The organism is Terriglobales bacterium, from assembly GCA_035567895.1.
GTDB lineage: Bacteria > Acidobacteriota > Terriglobia > Terriglobales > Acidobacteriaceae > Gp1-AA112.
The window spans coordinates 13,469-34,833 of record DATMPC010000082.1 but is presented as its reverse complement, the minus strand read 5'-3'; the positions used below and the strand labels follow the sequence as shown (position 1 = coordinate 34,833).

Genomic DNA, 21,365 nt, shown 5'->3' with positions numbered 1-21,365 from the left:
ATCGGTGACGCCGTTCAGCCAATACGCACGCGATCACGACGCCGCCGGTCCGAGTGAGCTAAGTCCACGATCTCCTCGACCATTTCGGTATACGATCTCCCGGATTTCTTGGCAGCCATAAAGAACTCAGAGTTGCTGGAAAGCCAAGGGTTTGGATTGGCCTCGATCACATAGACCTCGTCTTTAGATGTGAGGCGCATGTCAATACGACCATAATCGCGAAGCTGCAGCGTGCGATAGGTAGCCAATGCCGTCCTGGAAAGGCGATCGACCGCCTCATCGTTCAGGTCTTCTGCCGGTGCGGACTTCGTAACTTTGTACGCCTCGCTGTCCTTTTCCCACTTCACTTCGGTTCCTGCGACTTTGGCCATGCCCTCTGGAAGCTTGGAGAGATCCAATTCGATCAACGGTAGCGCCTCCGCTTGGTCATTGCCGATTACCGCTGCGTAGATTTCGCGGCCTTCAATGTATTCCTCGATCAGTGCAGGCGAGTCGAACTCCTCCTGGATGTAGTGAATGCGCTCCATGAGTTCCTTAACGGAATTGACCACGGAGTTCTGATCAATGCCGATGGAGCCGTCCTCCGATGTGGGTTTCACGATTAACGGAAACTTGACATCTTCGGCATGGTCGAGGCGTCCGCGGTAACAGGTCGCGAAGTACGGACTTCGGATGTCATGAAACTTGAAAAGCTTTTTCGCCAGTGACTTATCTTGAGCCAGATACAGCCCCTGCGGACCTGCTCCCGTGTACATGCGGCCTAGGAGATCTAGGTACGCGGCTACATGCATCTCCTTGGTGTCGTCACCCGCATATGACTCGGTGAGATTGAAAAATAAGTCGGCATCGTTCTTGCCGAGCGCCGACAGTGTCTTATCGGTGCCATCGAGTGCCACGTAGCTGGGCTCGTGACCAAGCTTTTCCAACGCTTCAAAGATCTCTTCGCGATCATGCTTCTCGCGGCGACGGCGAGTGCGCTTGCGCGACTTGCGCTTGGGCTCGGGCGGCACCTCAGCTTCGTCCTCGCCCCAAGTGTCGTATAGGATCGCTATTTTGAGTTTTTCAGTCATAGGAAAATTAGGGAACAGGTTACAGGGGACAGGTTACAGGGCAACGTCCTTGGATTCCCGTTTGCTTTCGCTCTCAGGTTCTTCTTCATATCCCGTTGGCGGTTTCGGAATTCCATCGCCTGACTCCTGCCCTTTGGTTCTTCTTCTCTCTTCCGTGTTCCCTGCCCCCTGTTCCCTGTCCCCTGTAACCTGTAACCTATTCCCCTTTTGGTTCTTCTTCTCCGTAGTAGGAACAAACTTTCCGCGCGCGACGTAGTTCATCGCAAGTGCTGTCGCGTAAACGGTAATCTCAGTCAAATATTCCTTTTCACGCTGGATTTCCGCCTTTAATTGCAGGTCTGCAACCCGATTTTCAATCGATTCCACGAGCTTCCTCACCAGCGGACGCTGCACGCCAGTCCAATACGTGAGCTTCTGCACCAGCGATTGACGGTTCTCGCGCAGCAAATCCGCGGCCGCTCGCACGCCTTTACGTTTGCGTGGAGAGACGTTGAAGATGTCTTCCAAGTCGGTATCGAGCGCTAAATCTTCGGGCGATGGCTGCTCGCTCATCGCCCGCTCGTAGAACTCGGCGACTGTCGTCTCCATCTCTTCCACTGTGATGTCGGTATCGCCGTGCGTGCGCACCGGATCGAGGCCGCCAACCCGCCGAGCCATACGATCGACGTACCGCAGCTTCTGCATCGCCGGCCAAGACTTATACCGTTCTCGCCACCGTGAACGCGGAGTAATCCACACCGCGAAGGTCTCGGCAAAGTCTTCGTCCGGATGCTTCTGCGCATACCAACCTTCCATGTGTCGCACGTAGTTGCGGGAGAAAGGCACAGGACGATACTGATCGCGATAAGGACGCCGAAAGGGTCCGAACACCTCTTTCCATTCCGGCGTTTTGTACAGCGCGTAGGCGTAATTGACAGCGTGTCCCGCCTCATGACGCAGATACATCATGATTTGCCGCGAGTCCTCCAGGTCATTCATCTCCTTTTCCAGCCGAGACAGCTTGGGATCGGCAAGGTAGAACGGTATGCCGATTACGGGCTCCCCCGATGGACACCCCCACTCGTCGGTCAAGTAGCACAATGGCCGAAACTTCTTGAGTCCCTTGGCCTCCAGCTCGCGATAGAGCTGATTGACGAAGCGCTCCAGCGGAGATCCCTCCAGCTTAAGCCCAAGCTCGCGGATGGGCTTGCCCAGGATCTCCTGTACTTCCAGCGGGGCTTTTTCAAAGGCGGGCACAGTGGTCTAGCGTGCAGGTTAGCACGTAGGGTGCGCCTGAAGCTGCCTGACTGCTCGCCGAGGTATAAGAAAATTGGTTCAGTGCAGGCAGCTTCTCGGAGCTTATTTTAGGAATTCATTCATCGGACTTGCCGTGGATGCAGCCCCGATACTGCCGTCGATTCCCAGGTAATCTGTAATGGTTCGTAGCAAGTTCTCATGCTGGTAGAGTGTCGAGCTCTGGTAACCGGGCTTTACATTCGGACCGGCCATCACCATTGCAACGCGACCGCCACCTCGCGTTCCATCTGATTCCTCGGCTTCGTCAAACACGACGATTAATAATCCCCCATTTTGGAACCGCGCGCCGGAGAACAAAGGACCGATGTTGTGCTGCAACCATGCATCCGCTGTTGCAAGACTGCCATCGTGGGCATCATCGTTTATGTTAGGGAGGACGAACGAGAAGTCCGGGAGTCTCCCACTGCCCAAATCCGCCTGGAACTGGGAGAACCCAACGAGATTCTGCTGCTGCGGGCAGTTGCAGCGAACATCTGAGAAATACGAGAACGGATTGTGGTGCTCGGAATAAGCACCCTGGTCGGAGCCCGTGTATCCAACAAAGGGCAGATCTTCCGCATACGATTTCCAGGTCCTGCCGGCGTTGATCAGGTGGCGAACCAGGTTGTCGACACTCACGGTCGCAGTGTAACCATCGTCATTGGTGATGATCTGCCCGGTTGTAAACATGAAGTAGTTGCCGATCGAGGGATGCGTGTTGGCGTAATACTGCGTCGCCAATCCGTACTTCTGCGCCAAGCCGTTGAGATACGGCATCGCGGAGTTTCCGATCACGCTCGAGAATCCGTGGTTCTCTTCCAATACCAAAACCACAGGTCCGTGTTGTGCCGGCGTGGGAGTGGGAGTTGGCGTCGGCGTTGGGGTGGGAGTTGGTGTAGGTGTGGGTGTTGGGGTGGGTGTCGGAGTTGGAGTCGGAGTTGGAGTCGGTGTCTGGATTGGGGCGGCTGGTGAGTTGCTCAGCGAGGATTGCGCTCCCGTTCCCCCGCAGCCTGCCAGGAACGCAAGCGCAAGGGTGCATGAAGCAAATAAAAGCGGGCTGCCAGGAGACGATTTCGCCGATTTCGCCCCTGTAAATGAATTCCACATGATGGACTCCAATCAAAACGTCGGAATGCGGGTCATCGTAGATATCCATCTACTGTGGATACGAGGGTGAAACCGAATCGAGGGGTTGCCCTAGCTGGGAAAGTGGAAATGGACGTCCTGGCGCGAAGCCACCGGTCTGCCCAGGATTGTTGCCGGCGTGAAGCGCCAGTTCTCGAGAACGGCCAGCACCTTTTCATCGATGCCGTAGCCGATCGACTGCAGAACTTTCTTGTTGGTGATGTTCCCAGCAGCATCGATTGTGACTTCAACGATCACATCGCCAGTGACGCCCGGAGGAAGCTCCGAGGCGTGCACGTGTGGATCGGGAAAGTTGAGTGGCAGCGCAGGACGTGCAGCCCATCCGGCTAACGATCCACGTATGGCGTCTCCATTGGGAGAGCCCATGGAAAGAGCCTGCACTTTCGCCTCGGTTGGATGCTCGTCGGTCTGATGCGGAGCCGTGTGCCGCCGCTTAAGCGAGCGTTTCCGTGCAGCCATGTACTTCAGCTTGTTCGATTCTTCATTGACGGGAAGGCGGAGTGAGGAATCGGTGGGCAAGTAGACCATTCCCAGCGAACTGCCATTGTCGCCGGCCATAATTGAGGCGCGCTGGATCAGCATTGGCTCTGGCTGCCAGCACAGCCAGACCAGCACCGCGCTGTGCAAGACGAGCGATAGGACTAGCGCGCGGGATGGGATCCCGGCGCCAATTTCCCGGTCTTGCAGCTTGCTAAACATCGAGCATCCTGCTCGGGCACGGCGATCCTCGCCGCATGCTGGTTCTCACGTATGTTAACTGATTCAGTATCTCGTTCTCAGCCGACGACCCTCATTTGCACGCTGAACGACGCTAAGACCAATTCCCACAAACAGGGAAAAACACCGGGAAGTTTTTCGTCTTTTTGTTCAAACCCGCATGAACACTGGAGATTTGCACCAGAAAAGGAAAATATCAGCGAACAACAGCGAGTTCATGAATTTCGTCCCTAACTCACCACCAGCAAAGCGCTTAGAGCACATTTCCCGATCCGGCAAGAAAATAACTGGGAATGCCCAGGGATTTTTCGGCTTCTTGAGACGGGCCAAATTCTGTTTACTCATTAGCTATCAACCCAATCAACGCCGCCCTAATCATCCCGTTCCCATCAAGCCGGCCTACTACTTAGATAACCCGATTCCAGATTTGTGAGCAACAAAAAAAGCCGCCCGAAGGCGGCCGTCCAACTACTGCAAGGAGCGCAGTCTAGAACCGGTATGAAGCTCCCACGAGCGGCACCCATTTTGCCCGAAGTCCAGCGTCGTCGAGTTTGAACTGGGCGCCGACGCTGATCAACAAGCCGCCAAACGGGTTGATCTTGAAGCCAACCCCCGCATTATCAACCGCATAAGAAGACGTCAGCTGCTTCCCGTTTGCGTCTGTGGTGGAAACCGACGTGAAGGTGGTACTGCCGACCGGAACCTTGGCCAGGACGATCCGAGGACCATTGATCACGTACTGTCCCAGGAACTCGCCCACCATTGTCAGCCGCTTCGTCAGCTTTACGTCCATGCCTCCCGTGTAGTACAGACTGGCCGGCAGGTTCAGGTGATCTCCCGAAATGGGATCGAAGTACAGGCTGGATTTGCTGTTCCACTGATATCCGAAGTTGAAATTCGGCGTAAACCGCTTCCCGGTATGGGAGACGACAACATACGGCTTGATCCCATATGCTCCGGTGCCCAGGTAATTGATCTCATCGCCGGTCGGAACACGGAATTCCGAGCCGACTGCCAGGCTGATCTTGTTTTCCGTCTTCACCACATTCTGCTTCAGGCTGACAGTTACATCCCCGGGACCGCTCTTCGATCCAGCCAGGTTGATGGCCCCCAGCTGGGAGGAGGAAACCGGATTCCCCTTAGTATCAAAATTGAACTGCGAACCACTGGAGGTTGTCGTCAGGTTCACCGTAGAGAACGGCACAATCAGTGCGATGTCCGTCCGACTCGTGATTCCAAACGTGCCTAAAAATGTGAATTGGTCCACCGTGAGATCGATCCGATTTTGTGTCACAAATGATGAGGTTCCGATTCCAGCAAATGTTGTAATGTTCACACCATCGAAGTTCTTGAACCGGATGCCATCGACGCTACCGAATCCATACCGCTGGTAGTTGAACGAGAAAAAGAGTCGATGCCTGCCAAGGGTATCCCCACGCTGCGTGAGGATGGTTCCGAGGCTCTCCGTACTGAAGGTCGGAATGCCGTTTACAAACGTGATTCCCGTTCCGGAAACCGCTGTCGAAATGGGCAAGTTGCTGACCTGCGCCGCAAGCGCCGCCGGGAGCGAAGACAAGCTGCCTCCCTGTCCTGCACCCGAACGGATTGCGGTAGCGATTTCGCAGGCCAGGTTCGTGTTGTTGACCGGATTGTATCCAGGGCAAGGTGGGGCCGTGATCGTCTGCGCGTGCACAACTGTACCCAGAAGTCCGACGACGAGAAGCCCCAGAACCCTGCTTCGATTTCGCTTTGACATGTAACCCTCCATCAACACCGGGAAGTGAATCATTGTTGTTGCTCTTCGACCCGGCATTAGAACGACACCGTCATCGGAATGCTTCCCAATGCCGTTGGCTGTCCCGTCGCTGAGCTTGTAGCCGTGACTTGCACGGTGTAGTTACCGACCGGCGTCGCATTAGTGATCACCGACCCCGGTTGCAGTCCCTTGTTGTTGAATCCGCCGCCACCGCAGCCCATTGAGGCCACCGCGAACGCAAGCAGCAGCAGGATGCCGATGCAAGTGAGCGCCTTGCGACGCAGCAGCTTCTTGCGCGTAGAAGCGGGTATCGCCAGCGGCAGGAAGACCACCGCAGGCAACGCCAGCGACAACGTGCCGAACACCTGCATGTGCAGCGCGCCAGATGACGGAGCCGGCTGCGCGCTGCTGCCGTTACTGGTTGCAATCTGGACCGAAGCGTTTGCGCTTCCGTTCTTCGGCACCAGCAGGCTGGCCGACGGGCTAACCGTGCAAGCCGTGCTCTGCACCGTGGTCCCCAGGGAAGTGAGAACGGCGCACTGCAGGTTCGTGTAAGTCACGTCCTGGTTCGTCGGATTGCCGATCTGCAGAGTCTGCGCCGGTATCGCCGCTCCTGACGAGGTCGTAATCGCAGCAGCGATGAAGACGCTTGCTCCAACCTGGGACGTTGTTGCAGCGAAGTTTGTGTCCTTGTTATAGACGGCAGTGATGGTGTGCGACTGTCCCGGAGCAAGCTGACCGACCGTTGTCGTGAAGGTCGCCACGCCGTTCACCAAGGTCACAGTGGATGACTGCCCGCCATCTCCTCCAGCTAGCGCGGCACCCTTATCCATGAAGGTCACCGTACCGGTTGGCGTGCCCGAGAACTGCGGACTCACGGTTGCGCTAAACGTGTACTTGGCTGCGTTCGCTCCTGGAGTAAAGGGCACGGTCACCTTACTCGCCGAAGTGGCTGCGGAGACCGTGAGTGTGCTGTTGACCAGCGTGGTCGGATTGTAGTTAGTGAGTCCGATGCCCACAGGTGCGGTGATAACGATCGGGTACGTTCCCACATTGGATCCAGCGGTTGCGCCAGCGCTAGCCAGAGAAGCGCTGTTCACCTGGTCGGCATTCAGCAGTCCGGAGGTAGTGAATTCGGTTCCCACAAAGTTCGTCGTTTGTCCAAAGATCTTGCCGGCGTTGTTCGCTGTAACAGTCAGCGGCGCCGGGTTAATGGTCAACGTACCCGGATTGTTGGTTACCGAGTAGTTGCCCAGACGATTGCCTGGATCGTTGAGAGCTGCGTTGATTACGAACGTCCCGATCGCGGTAGCCGGAGTCGCTGCCGTAGAGAAGCTGGCGGTTATGTTGTCTCCCGCAGTGATGCCAACAAGAGAGCCATCTAGAGTTGGGTTGGCCGCTCCGTAAGTGCGGATCTTGTTGTTGGCAGTAACCGTCAAACCGGCCTGGTTGATGATCAGACTGCCCGCGAGGAAGTTGGCTGCCGGGAAGTCATAGTTGCCGGCTGCCAGCGTGTTCTGCGTGCAGGTGATCGGGTACGAAGCAACGATGCTCGTGACAACTGCCGGTGTGGCGCACTGAGCTTGTCCGGCAACTCCGCTGGTCCCCAGGGACTCGCCGTTGACGAAGCCAGTGATGGTGGCAGTCAACGTCGGATTCGCTCCGCCATAAACGCGTGCCTGAGAGTCGGCCGTCACCATCAAGTGTGCCGGAGTGATCGTCAACACACCGTTAGCGAAGTTTGACATGAGGAAGTCGTAGTTCGGTGCAGAGAGATTCCCTGCATCGACCACGCTGATGGCGTACGTACCCACGGCTGTGGTTGGGCTGGTTGCATTGTTCAAAGTCGCCGACCCAGTCACGTTGGCCGAGATCTGGTTCTCGCCGTTCTGGAACCCAACCAGGTTGAACGAAGTGTTGCCATTGGCTGAGCCGTACAGGCGTGTCTGGTTGACGGCCATCACTGTGAGGTGAGCGCGGTTAATAGTCAACGTGCCGGAGTTATTCGTGACGGAGTAATTGGCGAGCCGGCTACCTGGATCGTTCAAGGTGGCTGTAATCGGCACAGTGCCGATCCCGGTTGTAGCTACCGCCGTCGTGGAGAAGCTGGACGTGATGTTATCGCCCGCAGTAACTCCAACGAGAATTCCATCGAGTAGGGGATTCGGATCCCCGTAGAGCCGAGTCTTGTTATTTGCGGTGATCGACAGCGGCGCCTGTGTCAAAGTCAAATTCCCAGTTACAAAGTTCAAAGCCGGGAAATCGTAGTTGCTGGCCGCTAACGTGCCATTCGTGCACGTAATGGTGTACGGTCCTCCTGCAACGGTGCTGGTAACGCCTGCGGGCGTCGTGCAGTTCGCCAGACCGGTAACTCCACCGCTGGCTAAGTTTTCGCCGTTGACGAAGTTACTCACAGTTGCGGTGAGAGTCGGATTGGCGCCGCCGTAGACCCGCGCCTGCGGATCCGCGGTCACGATCAGGTGTGCAGGCGTGATGGTTAGCTGTCCGCTTACGAAGGTTGCGGTGAAATCGTAGTTCGGCGCCGTGAGGGTTCCCGCGTCAACCACGGTGATCGTGTACGGACTGCCAGCGACTGTGCTCGTCGCTGCCGCTCCCGTGCTCAGCGTTGGAGAACCGGCGACGTTGGCGCTCACTGGGTTCTCGCCATTCTGGAAGCCGGAGAGTGTAAACGTGTTGCTCGGATTGGCGGCACCGTACGTACGCGTTTGGTTATTAGCCGTCACCGTCAAGTGCGCCTTGTCGATAGTTAGCGTGCCCGAGTTGTTAGTAACTGAGTAGTTGGTCAGCCGACCGCCCGGATCGTTCAGCGAAGCAATAATCGGCACAGCGCCGACTCCGGTCGTCGCCACGGCAGTTGTGGAGAAGCTGGCAGTGATCGTGTCCCCAGCGGTAACTCCCATGAGCGTTCCGTCGAGAACCGGATTGGCAGCGCCGTACAGTCGATTCTTGTTATTTGCAGTGACGGTTAGGGGCGCGGTGTTAACCGTGAGCGTCCCGTTCGTCAGCGTAATGCTGTAGTTACCCGCGGTTCCTGAGTTGAACACAGGCGCACTCGGCACGATGTTGTACGTCCCTGCGTTAGCTGTGGGACCAGCACCAGCGCTAGCGAGAGTCACACTTCCAATCGTCTCGCCGTTTACCAAGCCATTCGTGGTGAACTCTGTTCCCGCAAAGGTTACGGTTTGTCCATAGACTTTGCTGGTGCTGTTTGCCGTAATCGTTAAGGGCTCTGGATTGATCGTCAACGTTCCGTTGCTCAGAGTGATGTTGTAGTTGCTGGCTATTCCTACCCCGAAAACGGCAGCGCTGGGTACGATGTTGAAGCTTCCCACTGCCGCCCCTGCGCCGGCTCCGCTGCTGGTCAGCGTTACGCTAGCGACAGTTTCACCGCTCACCAGACCATTCGCAGTGAATTCTGTTCCCAAGAACGTGACTGTCTGTCCGTAGGTCTTGCTCCGGCTGTTCGCCGTAATTGTCAGGGCTGCGGTCGTGATCATCGCTGCCTGTGGACTCTGGATCGTCAATGTGTAGTCACCGGCTTCGCTGCCTGTAAGGGCCAATCCACCAAAAGTCACACTATTTGCTGTTGTAACGTCTTTGGTGTTGTACGTGCCGGTTGCCGTTCCAGTGATACTCACTGCGTCGCCGAAGTAGGGCTTGCCGTCAGCCGTGGTTCCGGCGCCCGGTAACTCCACTGCCTGTAGCGTAGCTGTGCCGCTTACCGCAGCATTCGTTGTTCCGTCGTAGACCTTACTGGCCGCCGCCGAGAGACCGCCCTCGGTCAATCCTTTTGGCGCAATTGTGCCCGTCGTGAAGTTCACGTACGTGTAGCTATAGTTATTTCCGCCATTGCCGTCGTTCACCGTGCCCGACGGAATCAATGTCTTGTTGCCTGCACCTGCATCCTTCGTGCTGTACGCCTCGGTAAAGCCGGCTGAGTCAGGCGCGATCAACGCTGGCGCAAACATCGGAATCCCCGACGCCGAAGTCGTGGCATCGTAGATCTTGGTATTTGTGACCGCCGTCACCGTCAGTGCGAGTGGGTTGATTATGCCGGTGGTGAAGTTCACGTAGGTGTAGCTGTAGTTCGCTCCACCGTTGCCATCAGTCACCGTGCCCGATGGAATCAACGTTTTGTTGCCTACCCCCGCATTCCGGTTGTTGTATACCTCAGTGAAGTTGGCAGTATCGCCAGTTCCCAGTGCGGGCGCAAAGATCGGTACTGCCGCGGCAGTTGTGGTGCCGTCATAAGTCTTCGTGTTTGTCACCGCCGTCACCGTCAACGCCAACTGATTGATCGTGCCCGTCGTGAAGTTCACGTAGGTGTAGCTGTAGTTGTTTCCGCTGTTGCCGTCATTCACTGTGCCCGATGGAATCAGCGTCTTATTCCCAATTCCAGCATTCCGGTTGGAATACGCTTCCGTGAAGGCCGGCGTATCGCCACCTACAAGAGCGGGTGCAAAGGTCGGCACCGCTGCAGCCGAGTTGGTTCCGTCATAGGTCTTCGTGTTCGTAACTGCTGAGACCGTCAACGGGAGCTGATTGATCGTCCCGGTGGTGAAGTTCACGAAGGTATTGGAATAATTGGCGCCACCGTTGCCATCGTTCACTGTACCGGATGGAATCAGGGTTTTGTTGCCAACTCCCGCATTGCGGTTGCTATAAGCCTCAATGAAGTTTGGCGTATCGCCGCCAACGAGCGCCGGTGCAACCGTTGGCACAGCCGCCGCAGTTGTCGTCCCGTCATAAGTCTTCGTATTTGTCACGGCTGTTACGGTCAATGCCAACTGATTGATTGTGCCGGTGGTGAAGTTCACGTAGGTGTAGGTGTAGTTCGCTCCGCCGTTGCCATCAGTCACCGTGCCCGACGGAATCAGCGTCTTGTTGCCTACTCCCGCATTGCGGTTGCTGTACACCTCGGTGAAGTTCGCTGTGTCGCCGGTTCCCAAAGCGGGAGCGAAGGTCGGCGCGGCGGCTGCGCTCGTCATGCCGTCGTAAGTCTTCGTGTTCGTCTGTGCTGTTACCGTCAGGGCGAGTTGGTTGATCACACCCGTCGTGTTGTTCACGAACGTATAGGTGTAGTTGGCTCCGCCGTTGCCGTCGCTCACCGCGCCCGATGGGATCAGTGTTTTGCCACTACCCGCATTCCGGTTGCCATACGCCTCAGTGAAGTTGGCCGTATCGCCGGTTCCCAGTGCGGGCGCAAAGATCGGTAATGTCGCCGCCGTAGTGGTGCCGTCATAAGTCTTCGTGTTCGTCACCGCCGTAACCGTCAACGCCAACTGATTGATCGTGCCCGTGGTGAAGTTCACGTAGGTGTAGCTGTAGTTGTTTCCGCTGTTGCCATCGTTAACGGTGCCCGATGGAATCAGCGTCTTGTTGCCTACCCCCGCATTGCGGTTGCCGTAGACCTCGATGAAGTTTGCTGTATCGCCGGTTCCCAGCGCAGGAGCGAACGTTGGAATCGCGGCTGCGCTTATCGTTCCGTCGTATGTCTTCGTGTTCGTCTGTGCCGTTACGGTCAACGCGAGCTGGTTGATTACGCCCGTCGTGTCGTTCACAAATGTGTAGGCGTAGTTATTCCCACCATTGCCATCGGTTACAGTGCCGGATGGAATTAGCGTCTTGCCGCTGCCCGCATTCCGGTTGCCGTACACCTCAGTGAAGTTGGCAGTGTCACCGGTTCCCAGAGCGGGCGCAAACGTCGGGATTGCTCCCGCGCTGGTTGTGCCATCGTATGTTTTCGTGTTCGTCTGCGCCGTGACTGTCAGCGCGAGTTGGTTAATGACGCCTGTCGTGTCGTTTACAAACGTGTAGGAATAGTCGTTTCCACCGTCACCGTCGTTTACTGTGCCGGATGGTGTGAGTGTCTTTGCTGTGCCCGCATTCCTGGTGTCATATACCTCGACGAAATTGGGAGTGTCGGCGCCCAGCAGTGCCGGATTAACGGTGGGTACTGCAGCTGCGGTCGTGGTGCCGTCGTAAGTCTTGGTATTCGTCTGCGCTGTTACTGTGATCGCCTGTTTATTGACAGTAAGAGCTGAGGAAGCGGCGGTATCGCTGTTGCTGTGATTGGCTGGGGCCGCAGTGTAGTGTCCGCTGATGTCATGAGTTCCGCTGCCGACGTGAGTGGCTGTAACCGAACCGTCGCAGGTTACGACGCCAGTTCCGGTCAACGCCGGAGTGCAGCCTGAGAACGTGTCAGGCCCATTAGAGGTTAGAGAGGTTGTACCTTGAGGATCGAATGAAGGAACGTAGTTTTCCGCACTGCCTACCGTCATTGGCGCAGCGTTAATACCGCCAACCACGAACACAAACGCGCTATTCAATAGCGTCGCCGTCGCTCCTGTTCTGGGACTCGTCAAGAATCGAGGGCTCGCGTGGTTAACGGCCGCGAAAGTTCCAGCGACTGAGTCATACAGCTCGAGAGTGTCGACCGCAGTGCCTGTAACGCTTCCGCCGGCGATGAGCACAATTCCATCGGGCAAGACAGCCGCGCTGTGTCCACTGCGAGCAGAGTTCAAACTGCCGGTAGCAGTCGGAGTTGCGGATGTGGGATCAACCAATTCAGCATCGCCATTCGTATCTCCGCCCGCAACCAAGATCTTCCCGTTCGGCAACAACGAAGCTGTGTGTTCGAATCTCGCCTGGAGTAGTGTCGGAACTCCTGCTGCGAAGGCTCCTGTCGTGGCTGGCGTTGCGCCTGGAGTGAATACCTCGGTGCTCTTGAGAGCAGTACCTGTATCGTCTTGACCACCTGCAATAAACACGGTGCCATCGGCCAGCAAAGTTGCCGTGTGTCCCCATCGCTTGGTTCCCATCGTGGCAACCACGTTTGTGTACGTGCCGGCAACGGGATCAAAGATTTCTGCAGTGTTGAGAGCACCCGGTGCAGCCCCGGTCGAGTTTCCACCGAGAATCAGAACCGTTCCGTCTTGCAACAGTGTTGCTGTGGCGCCAGTTCGCGCGACGTTCAGGTTGCCAGCGCTAGAAAACGTTCCGTTGGTGGGATCGTTACCCGGATCGAAGAGCTCCGCGCTCGTAAGCGGCGTCGCGGCGCCATCCAAACCACCAACAACGAAAACTTTGCCATTGAGCAACAGCGCTGCAGCGTGGCCAGAACGTGCAGTGGTGAGGGCGTTTGCAGCAGCCGTGGATGTTCCAGCCGAAGCGTTCGCCGGAGGATTGTCGGTGATGGTAAACGTCACTGAACTTGAGCCCCTCACAGTAATCGTGGGCTGATTGAGAGTGATATTTACACTTGTTGGCCGATGGTTAATTACCTGAGTGACTGACGCCGCAGTGCTGCCCGCGAAAGTGGCGCTATCTGAAACGTAACTCGCGGTGATTGTGTGTGAACCGACAGCAAGAACGGACGTACTAAAGCTGGCTGTTGAAGAGCTAGGAGTCGCTCCCGCCAAAAGAGCGGTCCCAATTGGAACGTTGTTATCGAGAAAGGTGACTGTGCCGGTCGGCTGCGCGGGGTTGTCGTTATCAGTAACCGTCGCGGTCAACGTGGCAGGCGCGCCCAAAGTGGCCGTAGTGGGCGTCGTTAGCGCTGTGCCCGTGTTATCGGCCGCCGCGCTGACTCCTGTAGCCGCGCAAAGAAAAAGAACGAAAAAAGGCAGAAAACGCAACATACCCGACGGAGTGGAACGCGCCATTAGAGGTCACCTTTTGATTGTGGACAGCAGCAGCCGCAGCGCCCGGGAGGAAGCGCCGAAAACACTACTGACTAGCTGAGGGAGTGGGCGTCATTGTCATGCGGAAAGTACGAAAGTGTCAATAAAAAACAGGGACTTTCGTTTGTGGAAAACTATATCCAACTTAGCCAACCGTAAAGATTACATCCCACAAACAACTAATAGCTTGTGAATTAATCACCTATGGACGTGTCGCGAGCTTAGGAAGGAACGAGGGAAGGCGCTTGATGGGCGTTAACGCTAGTGTTTTTAACATTGGAACTCAGGTCTTCCCCTCAGCTTGTATGATGCACTTATAGTTAACTATCTTGCAGCCTAAGCTAACTATAAGAGTAATAGTTATGCAGTTCTATGAAACTCGCTAGTACACCTTCGATTACTGGGAGTTTTACTGGGGATTGGGGGTGCATTACTTGCTGTTTTGGATCAGCCAGGTTCCGTTGCTCTTGCTGAGGGTGAAGGTTACGGAACTCCGCATGGGTTTTCCGTTTGCGGTAACTGTCTGGCTGCAACCGGCTTTGGCGGTGTCAACGCTGACGACAGGATTGCAGTTCAAATCGAGCATGATGCCGCGGGCGCCCTTGATGGCCTCCTGAACCGGTTTAGGAATGCTGGGCCAAAGCACCTTGGCGGAGTCTGCGTTATTCGACTCGAAGGCACTCTTCCAGCGGTGCTCGAGAAGGTCTTTGATGACCTGGACATCGTCGGCTCCAGCGGATGGTGCTGGACCGGCAGCTTTCGCTTCTACCTTCGGCGCTTCTATCGTCACGGTCAGATCCTGCGTCTTCGTACCGGCTGCGCTCTTGGCAATCAGCGTGTACTTCGTGTCCTTGCTGGGTGTGACATAGACTGATCCGCTGGTCTTCACCGCGCCTACTTCCGGATCAATGGTCACGCTGTCGGCATTCTCGGTTTGCCAGATCAACTTGGCACGCTCGCCGGGCTTGATCTTGTCCGGACCGTCGAAGCTGCCGATCGACGGGACCTTGGCCGTGACGGCGGCAGCGGCAACGTTAACTTTGAGCGTCTTCGGGGCGGATTGGCCTCCAGGGCCTCGAGCGATCAGCGTGTAGGTGATGGTTGAGTTCGGACTGACCGTCTTCGATCCCTTGCCTCCGGAGATGGTTTCTCCATCGAGCGTGACCTCAGTCGCGTTCTGCGCTTCCCATTTCAGCGTGGTTGACTGACCAGCCTGGAGGTTGAGCGAATCGGCCGCGAAGGATGCGATCGCAGGTACCGGTTTGGCAATCGCCTTTAGATTAAGAGCCACGTTCACTCGGTCGCCCGCTTTGGCATTCACATTCTTCGAGGCACTCTCGTATCCGTCAAGGCTTACCTGGATCTGGTGTTTGCCGGGATCGACCGTTACTGAAGCCTTTCCGTCGGCCTGCACTGCGCCCGCTGGCTTGCCATCGACTACGAGTGCCGCATTGGGAACGGAGCTGACGATCAGATACGTCGTTTCCGCTACGGCGCCAGTGCCCTTCTGCAGGGAAAACGATAGTGCCGATTCGGAACCCTCGGCAATCTCAACTGGTAGAGTCGTGGGCTCGTAACCCGACTTCTCGACGCGAATCTGGTGGCTGCCGGAGGCCACACTGACTTTGGCATTCTTACCCCTTGCACGGTCCTTCAATTGGCCATCGACAAAAATGTCGGCGCCATCGACGTTGATCGCCAGGGCAAGCGTACCGACTGATGCTGGGCGCGCTCCTGTTCCAGCGGTTGCTGTCGTCAGCGTCAGACTTTCGGTGTAGGGCTTGGTAACGTCGATCTCTTTCTTCAGCGTTGCGTACTGGTCGTGGGTGGCTTCCACCGCATACTTGCCGGCCTTCAGTTTTGCTGTGCAAGGAGCTGCGCAGTGCTTACCGTCCACGAAGATGTCGGTTCCTGCGGGAGTGGCTTCGAAGCGGACTTCCATCGCGGAACTCCCACCGAAGACTAAGTATCCGATCAGCGCGGCGACTACGACGATTGCTGTTCCAACGGCCGGAATCAGCCATTTCTTTGGTTGCGGCGGCGGAGGAGCAACCGGTTCAATCGGAACTGCACGAGGCGCTGTACGCGCGCGCGGAGGCTGTTCCAGCCTTCGGGTTTCCTGCTCTGGCTCGTGCTCCGGCGCTCTTGCTGGAGCAGCGGCCGATCCGGAGGGCGACGTCCGAATCGTGGCGGAGTCAGAATCGTAATTGCGAATGGTGGCGGAGTCGGCGTCGTATCCAGAAGGCGCCGCTTCAGGAGGCGCGACGGGCTCTTGAACGGCAGAAGAGCTCTTGAAGATTCGGGTCGCGGAGTTCTCCTGCTCCTGCTGAGCTCTGCGAATCTGCTGCTCGGTAGTTTTCAGCTTCGCAACTGCTGAAGGCGAAGCAAACTCGATAAAGGTCTTCGCTCGCTCGATCGCATCAAGCGCGCCCTGATAGCTGTTCGCTTCGGCTTCCTTGTTGGCCTCGGCAAGCAGCGTCTCGATGTGCGCGGTTACGTCGGCGGTTCGGGCGGACTTGATCTGATTTGCGGCCTTGGATAGCTCGGCGCGCATTCCAAACTTGCCGGCGTTTTCCTCAATCAGCCTGAGGCCAGCTTCGAAGTCTCCGTGCTGGGCTGCGGCCATCGCATCAGCGACGGCAGCATGGATCTCTTCCCGCTCGGCGGCCTGGCGGAGCGCCTCGCGTTCGGTGGCCTTGCGGGCCTCTTCGCGTTCGGCGGCTTCTCGCGTTTGGCGCTCGGCGGCGTTTCGGGCTTCGGTCAGGAGAGCGAGAATGTTTTGGTCGGTAGCGCCGAATTCGCTCTGCGCCATCTCCAGCGTGACTACGGCAGAGGCGGCGTCGCCTCGTCCCAAACTGGTCTTGGCGCTCTTCAGATATTGCTCGAGGCGCTTCTCGGCTGCCTGCTCCTGCGCCTTTTCTTTGGCTTTCGCGAGCAGCGTTTCGAGTTTCGGATCGGGAACGCGGAGGCGGGCCTGCTCGAGGATCGCGATCGCGTCCGCATAATTCCTGGATTGGATCGCCTGCTCGCCGGCACGTGTCTTCTCTTCCACGAACTGGCGGCGAGCGAATTCTTCCTGTTGCTTCTCGACCGTGGCACGAAGCTCGAGCAAGGAGCGCTCGTCGGGATACTTGGAGATGGCTTCGTCCAGCTTGCTGCGCGCTTGTTGCAAAGTGCCCGGTACGGCCAGCTGCTGCGCTTCGTTTAGGTAAGCGGCAATCTCGGTGCGCCGAACGTATTCGCGGTATTCGCGAGTCGCGAGTTCCTTGAGCGCCAGGACCCGCTCAGAACGCGGGGCCATGCTCTCCAGCTCGCGGATTACGGTCGAGGCCTCGCGGAAGCGTTGTTCGTGCACGAGGGAGCGCGCCTGCTCGACGAGGTTGTGCTCCTGCGCACATCTGCGATCAATTTCTGCCTGGAAGCGAAGGACCTCGGTGTTGCTGCGATCGAGCGAGGCCGCTTCCCTGATCGCGGTGCTTGCCTGATCGAGATTCCCGCTGATCTGGGCCTGTTGCGCTGCTCGAACCAACTCGTCGATGCGGGCCTGCACGCGGCGGATGTCGGCTAGCTTCTGCTGGAGCTGGGCAACAGTCGGGCTGCCGGGATCGATCTGGCGGGCCTCTTCCAACTGCCGGTAGGCCTCGTCGAACTTTTTCTCCTGGATGGCCCCTTCGGCGCGAACGCACATGTCGCGCAGCTTCTGGTTCCTCTTGCTCTCCTCAAGCAGCTTTCTGAGTTCAAATTTCTTGCGGTTGGCCGGAGTGTTCTTGGGATCGACGCGCAGGATGCCGTTGCACAGCTCATAAGCGGCCGTCGCATCCTGCCGCTTGATCGCAGCATCGACTTCGGCGAGGCGTTCGGTCACGAATTGTGACTTGACCGAGTCTTGGACGCGGGAGAGTTCGAACAGAAATTCTTCCGCCGTCTCGTATCCGCTGAGCTTTTGTTTGCAGATCGCCTTCGCTACCACCTCTTCCAGGCCGGGGGGAAGATTCGGTACGTGATGACTGAGCGGCAGAGCCGGATCCTGGCTCATCAGCTTGCCGTAGGCTACCGGCAGCTCATCGCGATCGGAGGCGTAGGGCACGATGCCGCCGGTCAGTAACTCGTAGAGAACCACGCCCATCGAGAAGACGTCGCACCACGGCGTCCGCCGCTGCACGAAGTGCTCGGGCGACATGTAGGGTAAGCTGCCCGCGATGGACTGGCTTTGGGATTTGCTGGCTTCGCCCTGGGCGATACCGAAGTCGATGAGCTTTACAACCCGCGACTTTTCCGCGTTCTCCACCACCATCAGGTTGTGCGGCTTGATGTCACGGTGGATGACATTGTTCTCGTGAGCGTGCTTGAGCCCTTCTGTGCCCTGGATGATGATGTCGAGCTTCTCGACCATGTGCAGCTCGCGGCGCGTCTTGATAATTGCGCTGAGCGGTTGACCTTGGAGGTACTCCATCGCCAGGTACGGTTTCGTGTTGTCCACGCCGAACTGGTACACCGTAACGATGTTTGCGTGCTGCAGCTTTGCGAGAGTCGCGGCTTCCTTCTTGAAGACGTTGATCGTGGTGGCGTCGTCGCCGAAGCCGGTCAGGATTTTGATGGCGACATCGCGTCCCAGAGAGTCGCGGGCTTTGTAAACGGCTCCGTAGCCGCCTTGTCCGAGCTTTTCCTTAAGCTCGAATTCGCCGATCTTGGTCAGAAGCTCCGGTGACATCGGGATATGGCTGCAGTTAACCTTTCAGGAACTCTGACATAACAGGGATATGCTCCGGAAGCAGCAGCAAGGGGGAAGCGTTAGAACTATCATCCAAAACTGCCGAAATCAAGAAAATTCAGAGACAAACGTTAGTTTTCGGTAAACAGACCGAGTTCCTGAAATGAGTACGATGGCGAGGATGACACAGAGCCGGGAACGGAGGAGAATCTTTCGAATCTGCCTTGGGGCGGAAGGTAACCGAATGCGCATTACCTCTGAGGATTTGCTGCCGCCCTCTGAGCCATCGCCATCCTGCGGACTAACGCTTCGGCGGCTGAAATTGGGTCTTCCATCAGTTTGCGCACCTGCGAATCCACATGACCGTCCGGATCGATCAGGAATCCCTGCGCTACCTGGCCCACAGTGCTGCGAGCGGCCCCCGCGGCTAACAAGGCGGAATTCAAGGCGCTCGTCAGGTCGGTCCCTTCGGGAGCGGCAGCCAGCGCATATAGGTTTCCCTGCAGGCCATTCAGCGAGGTCAGATACGACTGTACCCCGGCTCCGATGGGGTGATCTTCCGTGGCTCCATTAGCCACGCGCTGCACCGCGTCAAAAGACTTGGCTGCACCTGGGAGATCGACCTTGGTGTTTACCGCTGCTACCCAGAAGAGCTGCATGAGCGGGGATCGGTTGCCTGACAGCAGGCGCAGCTTATTGGTCGCATCATTGACTCCAGAAAAACGCAACACCGTTGCCGCCTTGAGGAAATCGCGCCATTGATTCAGATAATCCTTTGTATAGCGGTCGCTGAGCTTTTCCCCCAACTCCTCCTTTGATTCGCTCAGCGCGCTGGCTTCTCCGAGCACCCATTCCTCCGCGCCGTAGAACCTGTCAGGGTTGCTGAGAGCCTCTTTCATCACGGTGAGTCCACCGCGCGTGAAGGCGCCGGGAACTACGTGAGGATCGATCACTACCTGGGCTGAACCGGCATAGCGGCGGTTGAAATCCATTTCGGGATTGTTCTTCGCAGCTTCCACCAGCATGCCCTGGTAGATGCGTTCCATGCCATTGAATTGCTTCAGGTAGCCTCGGGCGTGAAGGACCGCGGCGTTGTCTGCTTCTTGCGGCAGCGGATTCGAGGCCGGGAGATGCCCGCTATAAAACTCGAACTGAGCTTGCGCTAGCGACTGAAGCTCTGGGTCCTGAGCATTTCCGGCGGCCCAGATCTTGGCAAGCGCGGGAGCCAGAAAGTCTGCTGTGCTCTTCTCCGGATTCACGGTCGTGATCAGGTACGCTTTGAGTTTCTTGTAGGCCTCTCCGAAATCGTCTCCCGAAGCCGGAGAAAGATGATTGAGCTGATCGGTCAATGACAGCTCGGTAGGATGCAGCAAGAGCTTGTTGAAATTCGCGAAGTAGATTCGTAGAGCATCAGCCTTGATCTGTTCGCCTGTGTACAACCCCAGGTGCCGATACAGCGGAAGACCGTTCCGCTCTGAGTTTTCGATGGCACTTAGCGAAGAGCGCAAGCGCTCCAGCTGGCGCAGTTGATCCACAGTCGCCAACTGTCCGGCCGAAAGTTCGGGACTTCCCGAAAGAGCACGCGACGCCGCGAGCACGTCGTTCTGCAGATTGCGGTTTTGCAAAAACGAAAAACCAAACAGCCCAGCTACAAACAGCAGACCGGCTGCAACGGCAAACATGAGCACCGCTCCGGCACGGCTGCGAACTCGGCTCTGCTGCCCGATCTTCAATGCCGAGTCATCACGAAGGATGACCTCGGTGAACAATCGCGAGACGAAGCTCCACTCGGGAACCTTGCGAGCCTGTACTGCCGGACCGGATGGCTTGGTCAGCGCGTTGAGCTCTTCCAGGTTAAACATGCGCGTAGCTGCGGCAACAGACGCTGCGGCAGCGGACACCTTCGGAGGCGTGACCGTCTCGGAGATAAGCACGGCCCGTACTCCGGAAAAGTAGAAGCCACGGAGGAAGCAGGCTGCGTCCGCATTCACGGGACGCGAAACCTCAACTAGAAAGTGCGCGACGGCATCTCGGAGCTTGCGAATCTCACGAGGAAACTCATATAGCGATGGCAGCTTCTCCGGGAGAAGCTCGCGACGCAGGAACTCCAGGCGCTTTTCTGCGAGCGCAAAGGTGAGCTCATCGAATGCCTTGTTGACCAAAGCTTCTTCATCTCCAACAAATAGAGCCTCACCAACTTTCTCGCGCGCCAGAGTTACACCCAGCACTTGTGCAGCTTCTTCCTGCGAAAGGGCGCGGGCAAACTCGGCGAAGTGGGCAATCTGGTCCAGCTTGGTAAAGAGCACGTAGACCGGGAAAGAAGAGCCCAGAGTGTCTTCGACGTCGCGCAAGCGTTCAGAAAGCCGGCGGCCGGAGGCGATCGCAGAGTCTTTCGATTTGAGTCGCTCGCAGTCGCAACAAATGACTAAAGCGCGTGGTGGCAGTCCCGAAGTGGAAAGTTCTGCCGGTTGCGTCCTGCGCAGCAGATATGTCCACAATTGCGAGTCCGTGGAGATCTTGCCTCCGGCCTCGATGAAGATCGCTCCACCCGCGGCCCAGACATTAATGCTGGCTGTGGACTCAATTTGACCAACTCGCTCCGGCTCCCCAGCTAGCAGTTCGGGATGAAGTCCGCCGTGCTGGATGGTTGTGGTCTTTGCAGTATTCGATTCGCCTAACACGTACACGATCGGGAAAGTTGCAAGCTTTCCCGCCTTCGCTGCCTTCAGCTTGCCCTCTGCCTCGTTGAGCAGTCTGTCCACATCAAGGAAATATGCAGCGTTTGCGCCGCGCAGCAGCGCATCCTGCGTCAGGCGGCGCCGGAACCACAGGAACGTTCCAGCAGCGACAATCCCGATAAGGGAAAGCCCAGCGCGCAAAACCCATACCCGCGTGCCAGTGAGCCCCATGAGAGAACCGACAAACCAAGCCAGCAACAGGTAAAGAATCAGCGCGGCAGTCGTAATGACATTGGTCAACATCGAATT

At 57.1% G+C, this 21,365-nt stretch carries 8 protein-coding genes; all 8 read right to left on the bottom strand.

What is annotated here, in order from left to right:
- Positions 1–14: 14 nt before the first annotated feature.
- The 8 genes from VNX88_16265 to VNX88_16230 all read right to left on the bottom strand — a co-directional run bounded on the left by VNX88_16265 (position 15) and on the right by VNX88_16230 (position 21,359).
- The gene (locus tag VNX88_16265) at positions 15–1,070 is read right to left on the bottom strand and encodes a hypothetical protein (protein HWY70224.1); all 1,056 of its coding nucleotides are present in this window, start codon (positions 1,068–1,070) and stop codon (positions 15–17) included.
- A 33-nt stretch (positions 1,071–1,103) separates the two neighbouring features.
- Positions 1,104–2,306 (bottom strand): putative zinc-binding metallopeptidase, encoded by a 1,203-nt coding sequence (locus VNX88_16260; GenBank protein HWY70223.1) that lies wholly within the window; start codon positions 2,304–2,306, stop codon positions 1,104–1,106.
- A 102-nt stretch (positions 2,307–2,408) separates the two neighbouring features.
- The gene (locus VNX88_16255; protein HWY70222.1) at positions 2,409–3,452 is read right to left on the bottom strand and encodes an alkaline phosphatase family protein; all 1,044 of its coding nucleotides are present in this window, start codon (positions 3,450–3,452) and stop codon (positions 2,409–2,411) included.
- Positions 3,453–3,542: 90 nt separating this feature from the next.
- On the bottom strand, positions 3,543–4,190 hold the full coding sequence (locus VNX88_16250) for an energy transducer TonB (protein ID HWY70221.1): 648 nt from the start codon (positions 4,188–4,190) through the stop codon (positions 3,543–3,545).
- 505 nt (positions 4,191–4,695) lie between these two features.
- Positions 4,696–5,964 carry a hypothetical protein gene (locus VNX88_16245; GenBank protein HWY70220.1) on the bottom strand — a complete coding sequence of 423 codons (1,269 nt, stop codon included), beginning with the start codon at positions 5,962–5,964 and terminating at the stop codon, positions 4,696–4,698.
- A 56-nt stretch (positions 5,965–6,020) separates the two neighbouring features.
- Positions 6,021–13,649, bottom strand: coding sequence for an MBG domain-containing protein (locus VNX88_16240; protein HWY70219.1), 7,629 nt, complete (start codon positions 13,647–13,649; stop codon positions 6,021–6,023).
- A 448-nt stretch (positions 13,650–14,097) separates the two neighbouring features.
- Positions 14,098–18,378, bottom strand: a complete 4,281-nt coding sequence (locus VNX88_16235) for a protein kinase (GenBank protein HWY70218.1) — start codon at positions 18,376–18,378, stop codon at positions 14,098–14,100.
- 251 nt (positions 18,379–18,629) lie between these two features.
- Positions 18,630–21,359, bottom strand: coding sequence for an ImcF-related family protein (locus VNX88_16230; protein HWY70217.1), 2,730 nt, complete (start codon positions 21,357–21,359; stop codon positions 18,630–18,632).
- Positions 21,360–21,365: the final 6 nt, after the last annotated feature.

What these genes read in the sequence shown, in the direction of transcription:
- VNX88_16265 (HWY70224.1), bottom strand. Translation starts at nt 1,070, where the DNA reads ATGACTGAAAAACTCAAAATAGCGATCCTATACGACACTTGGGGCGAG.
- VNX88_16255 (HWY70222.1), bottom strand. Translation starts at nt 3,452, where the DNA reads ATGTGGAATTCATTTACAGGGGCGAAATCGGCGAAATCGTCTCCTGGC.
- VNX88_16250 (HWY70221.1), bottom strand. Translation starts at nt 4,190, where the DNA reads ATGTTTAGCAAGCTGCAAGACCGGGAAATTGGCGCCGGGATCCCATCC.
- VNX88_16245 (HWY70220.1), bottom strand. Translation starts at nt 5,964, where the DNA reads ATGTCAAAGCGAAATCGAAGCAGGGTTCTGGGGCTTCTCGTCGTCGGA.
- VNX88_16240 (HWY70219.1), bottom strand. Translation starts at nt 13,649, where the DNA reads ATGGCGCGTTCCACTCCGTCGGGTATGTTGCGTTTTCTGCCTTTTTTC.
- VNX88_16235 (HWY70218.1), bottom strand. Translation starts at nt 18,378, where the DNA reads ATGTCACCGGAGCTTCTGACCAAGATCGGCGAATTCGAGCTTAAGGAA.
- VNX88_16230 (HWY70217.1), bottom strand. Translation starts at nt 21,359, where the DNA reads ATGTTGACCAATGTCATTACGACTGCCGCGCTGATTCTTTACCTGTTG.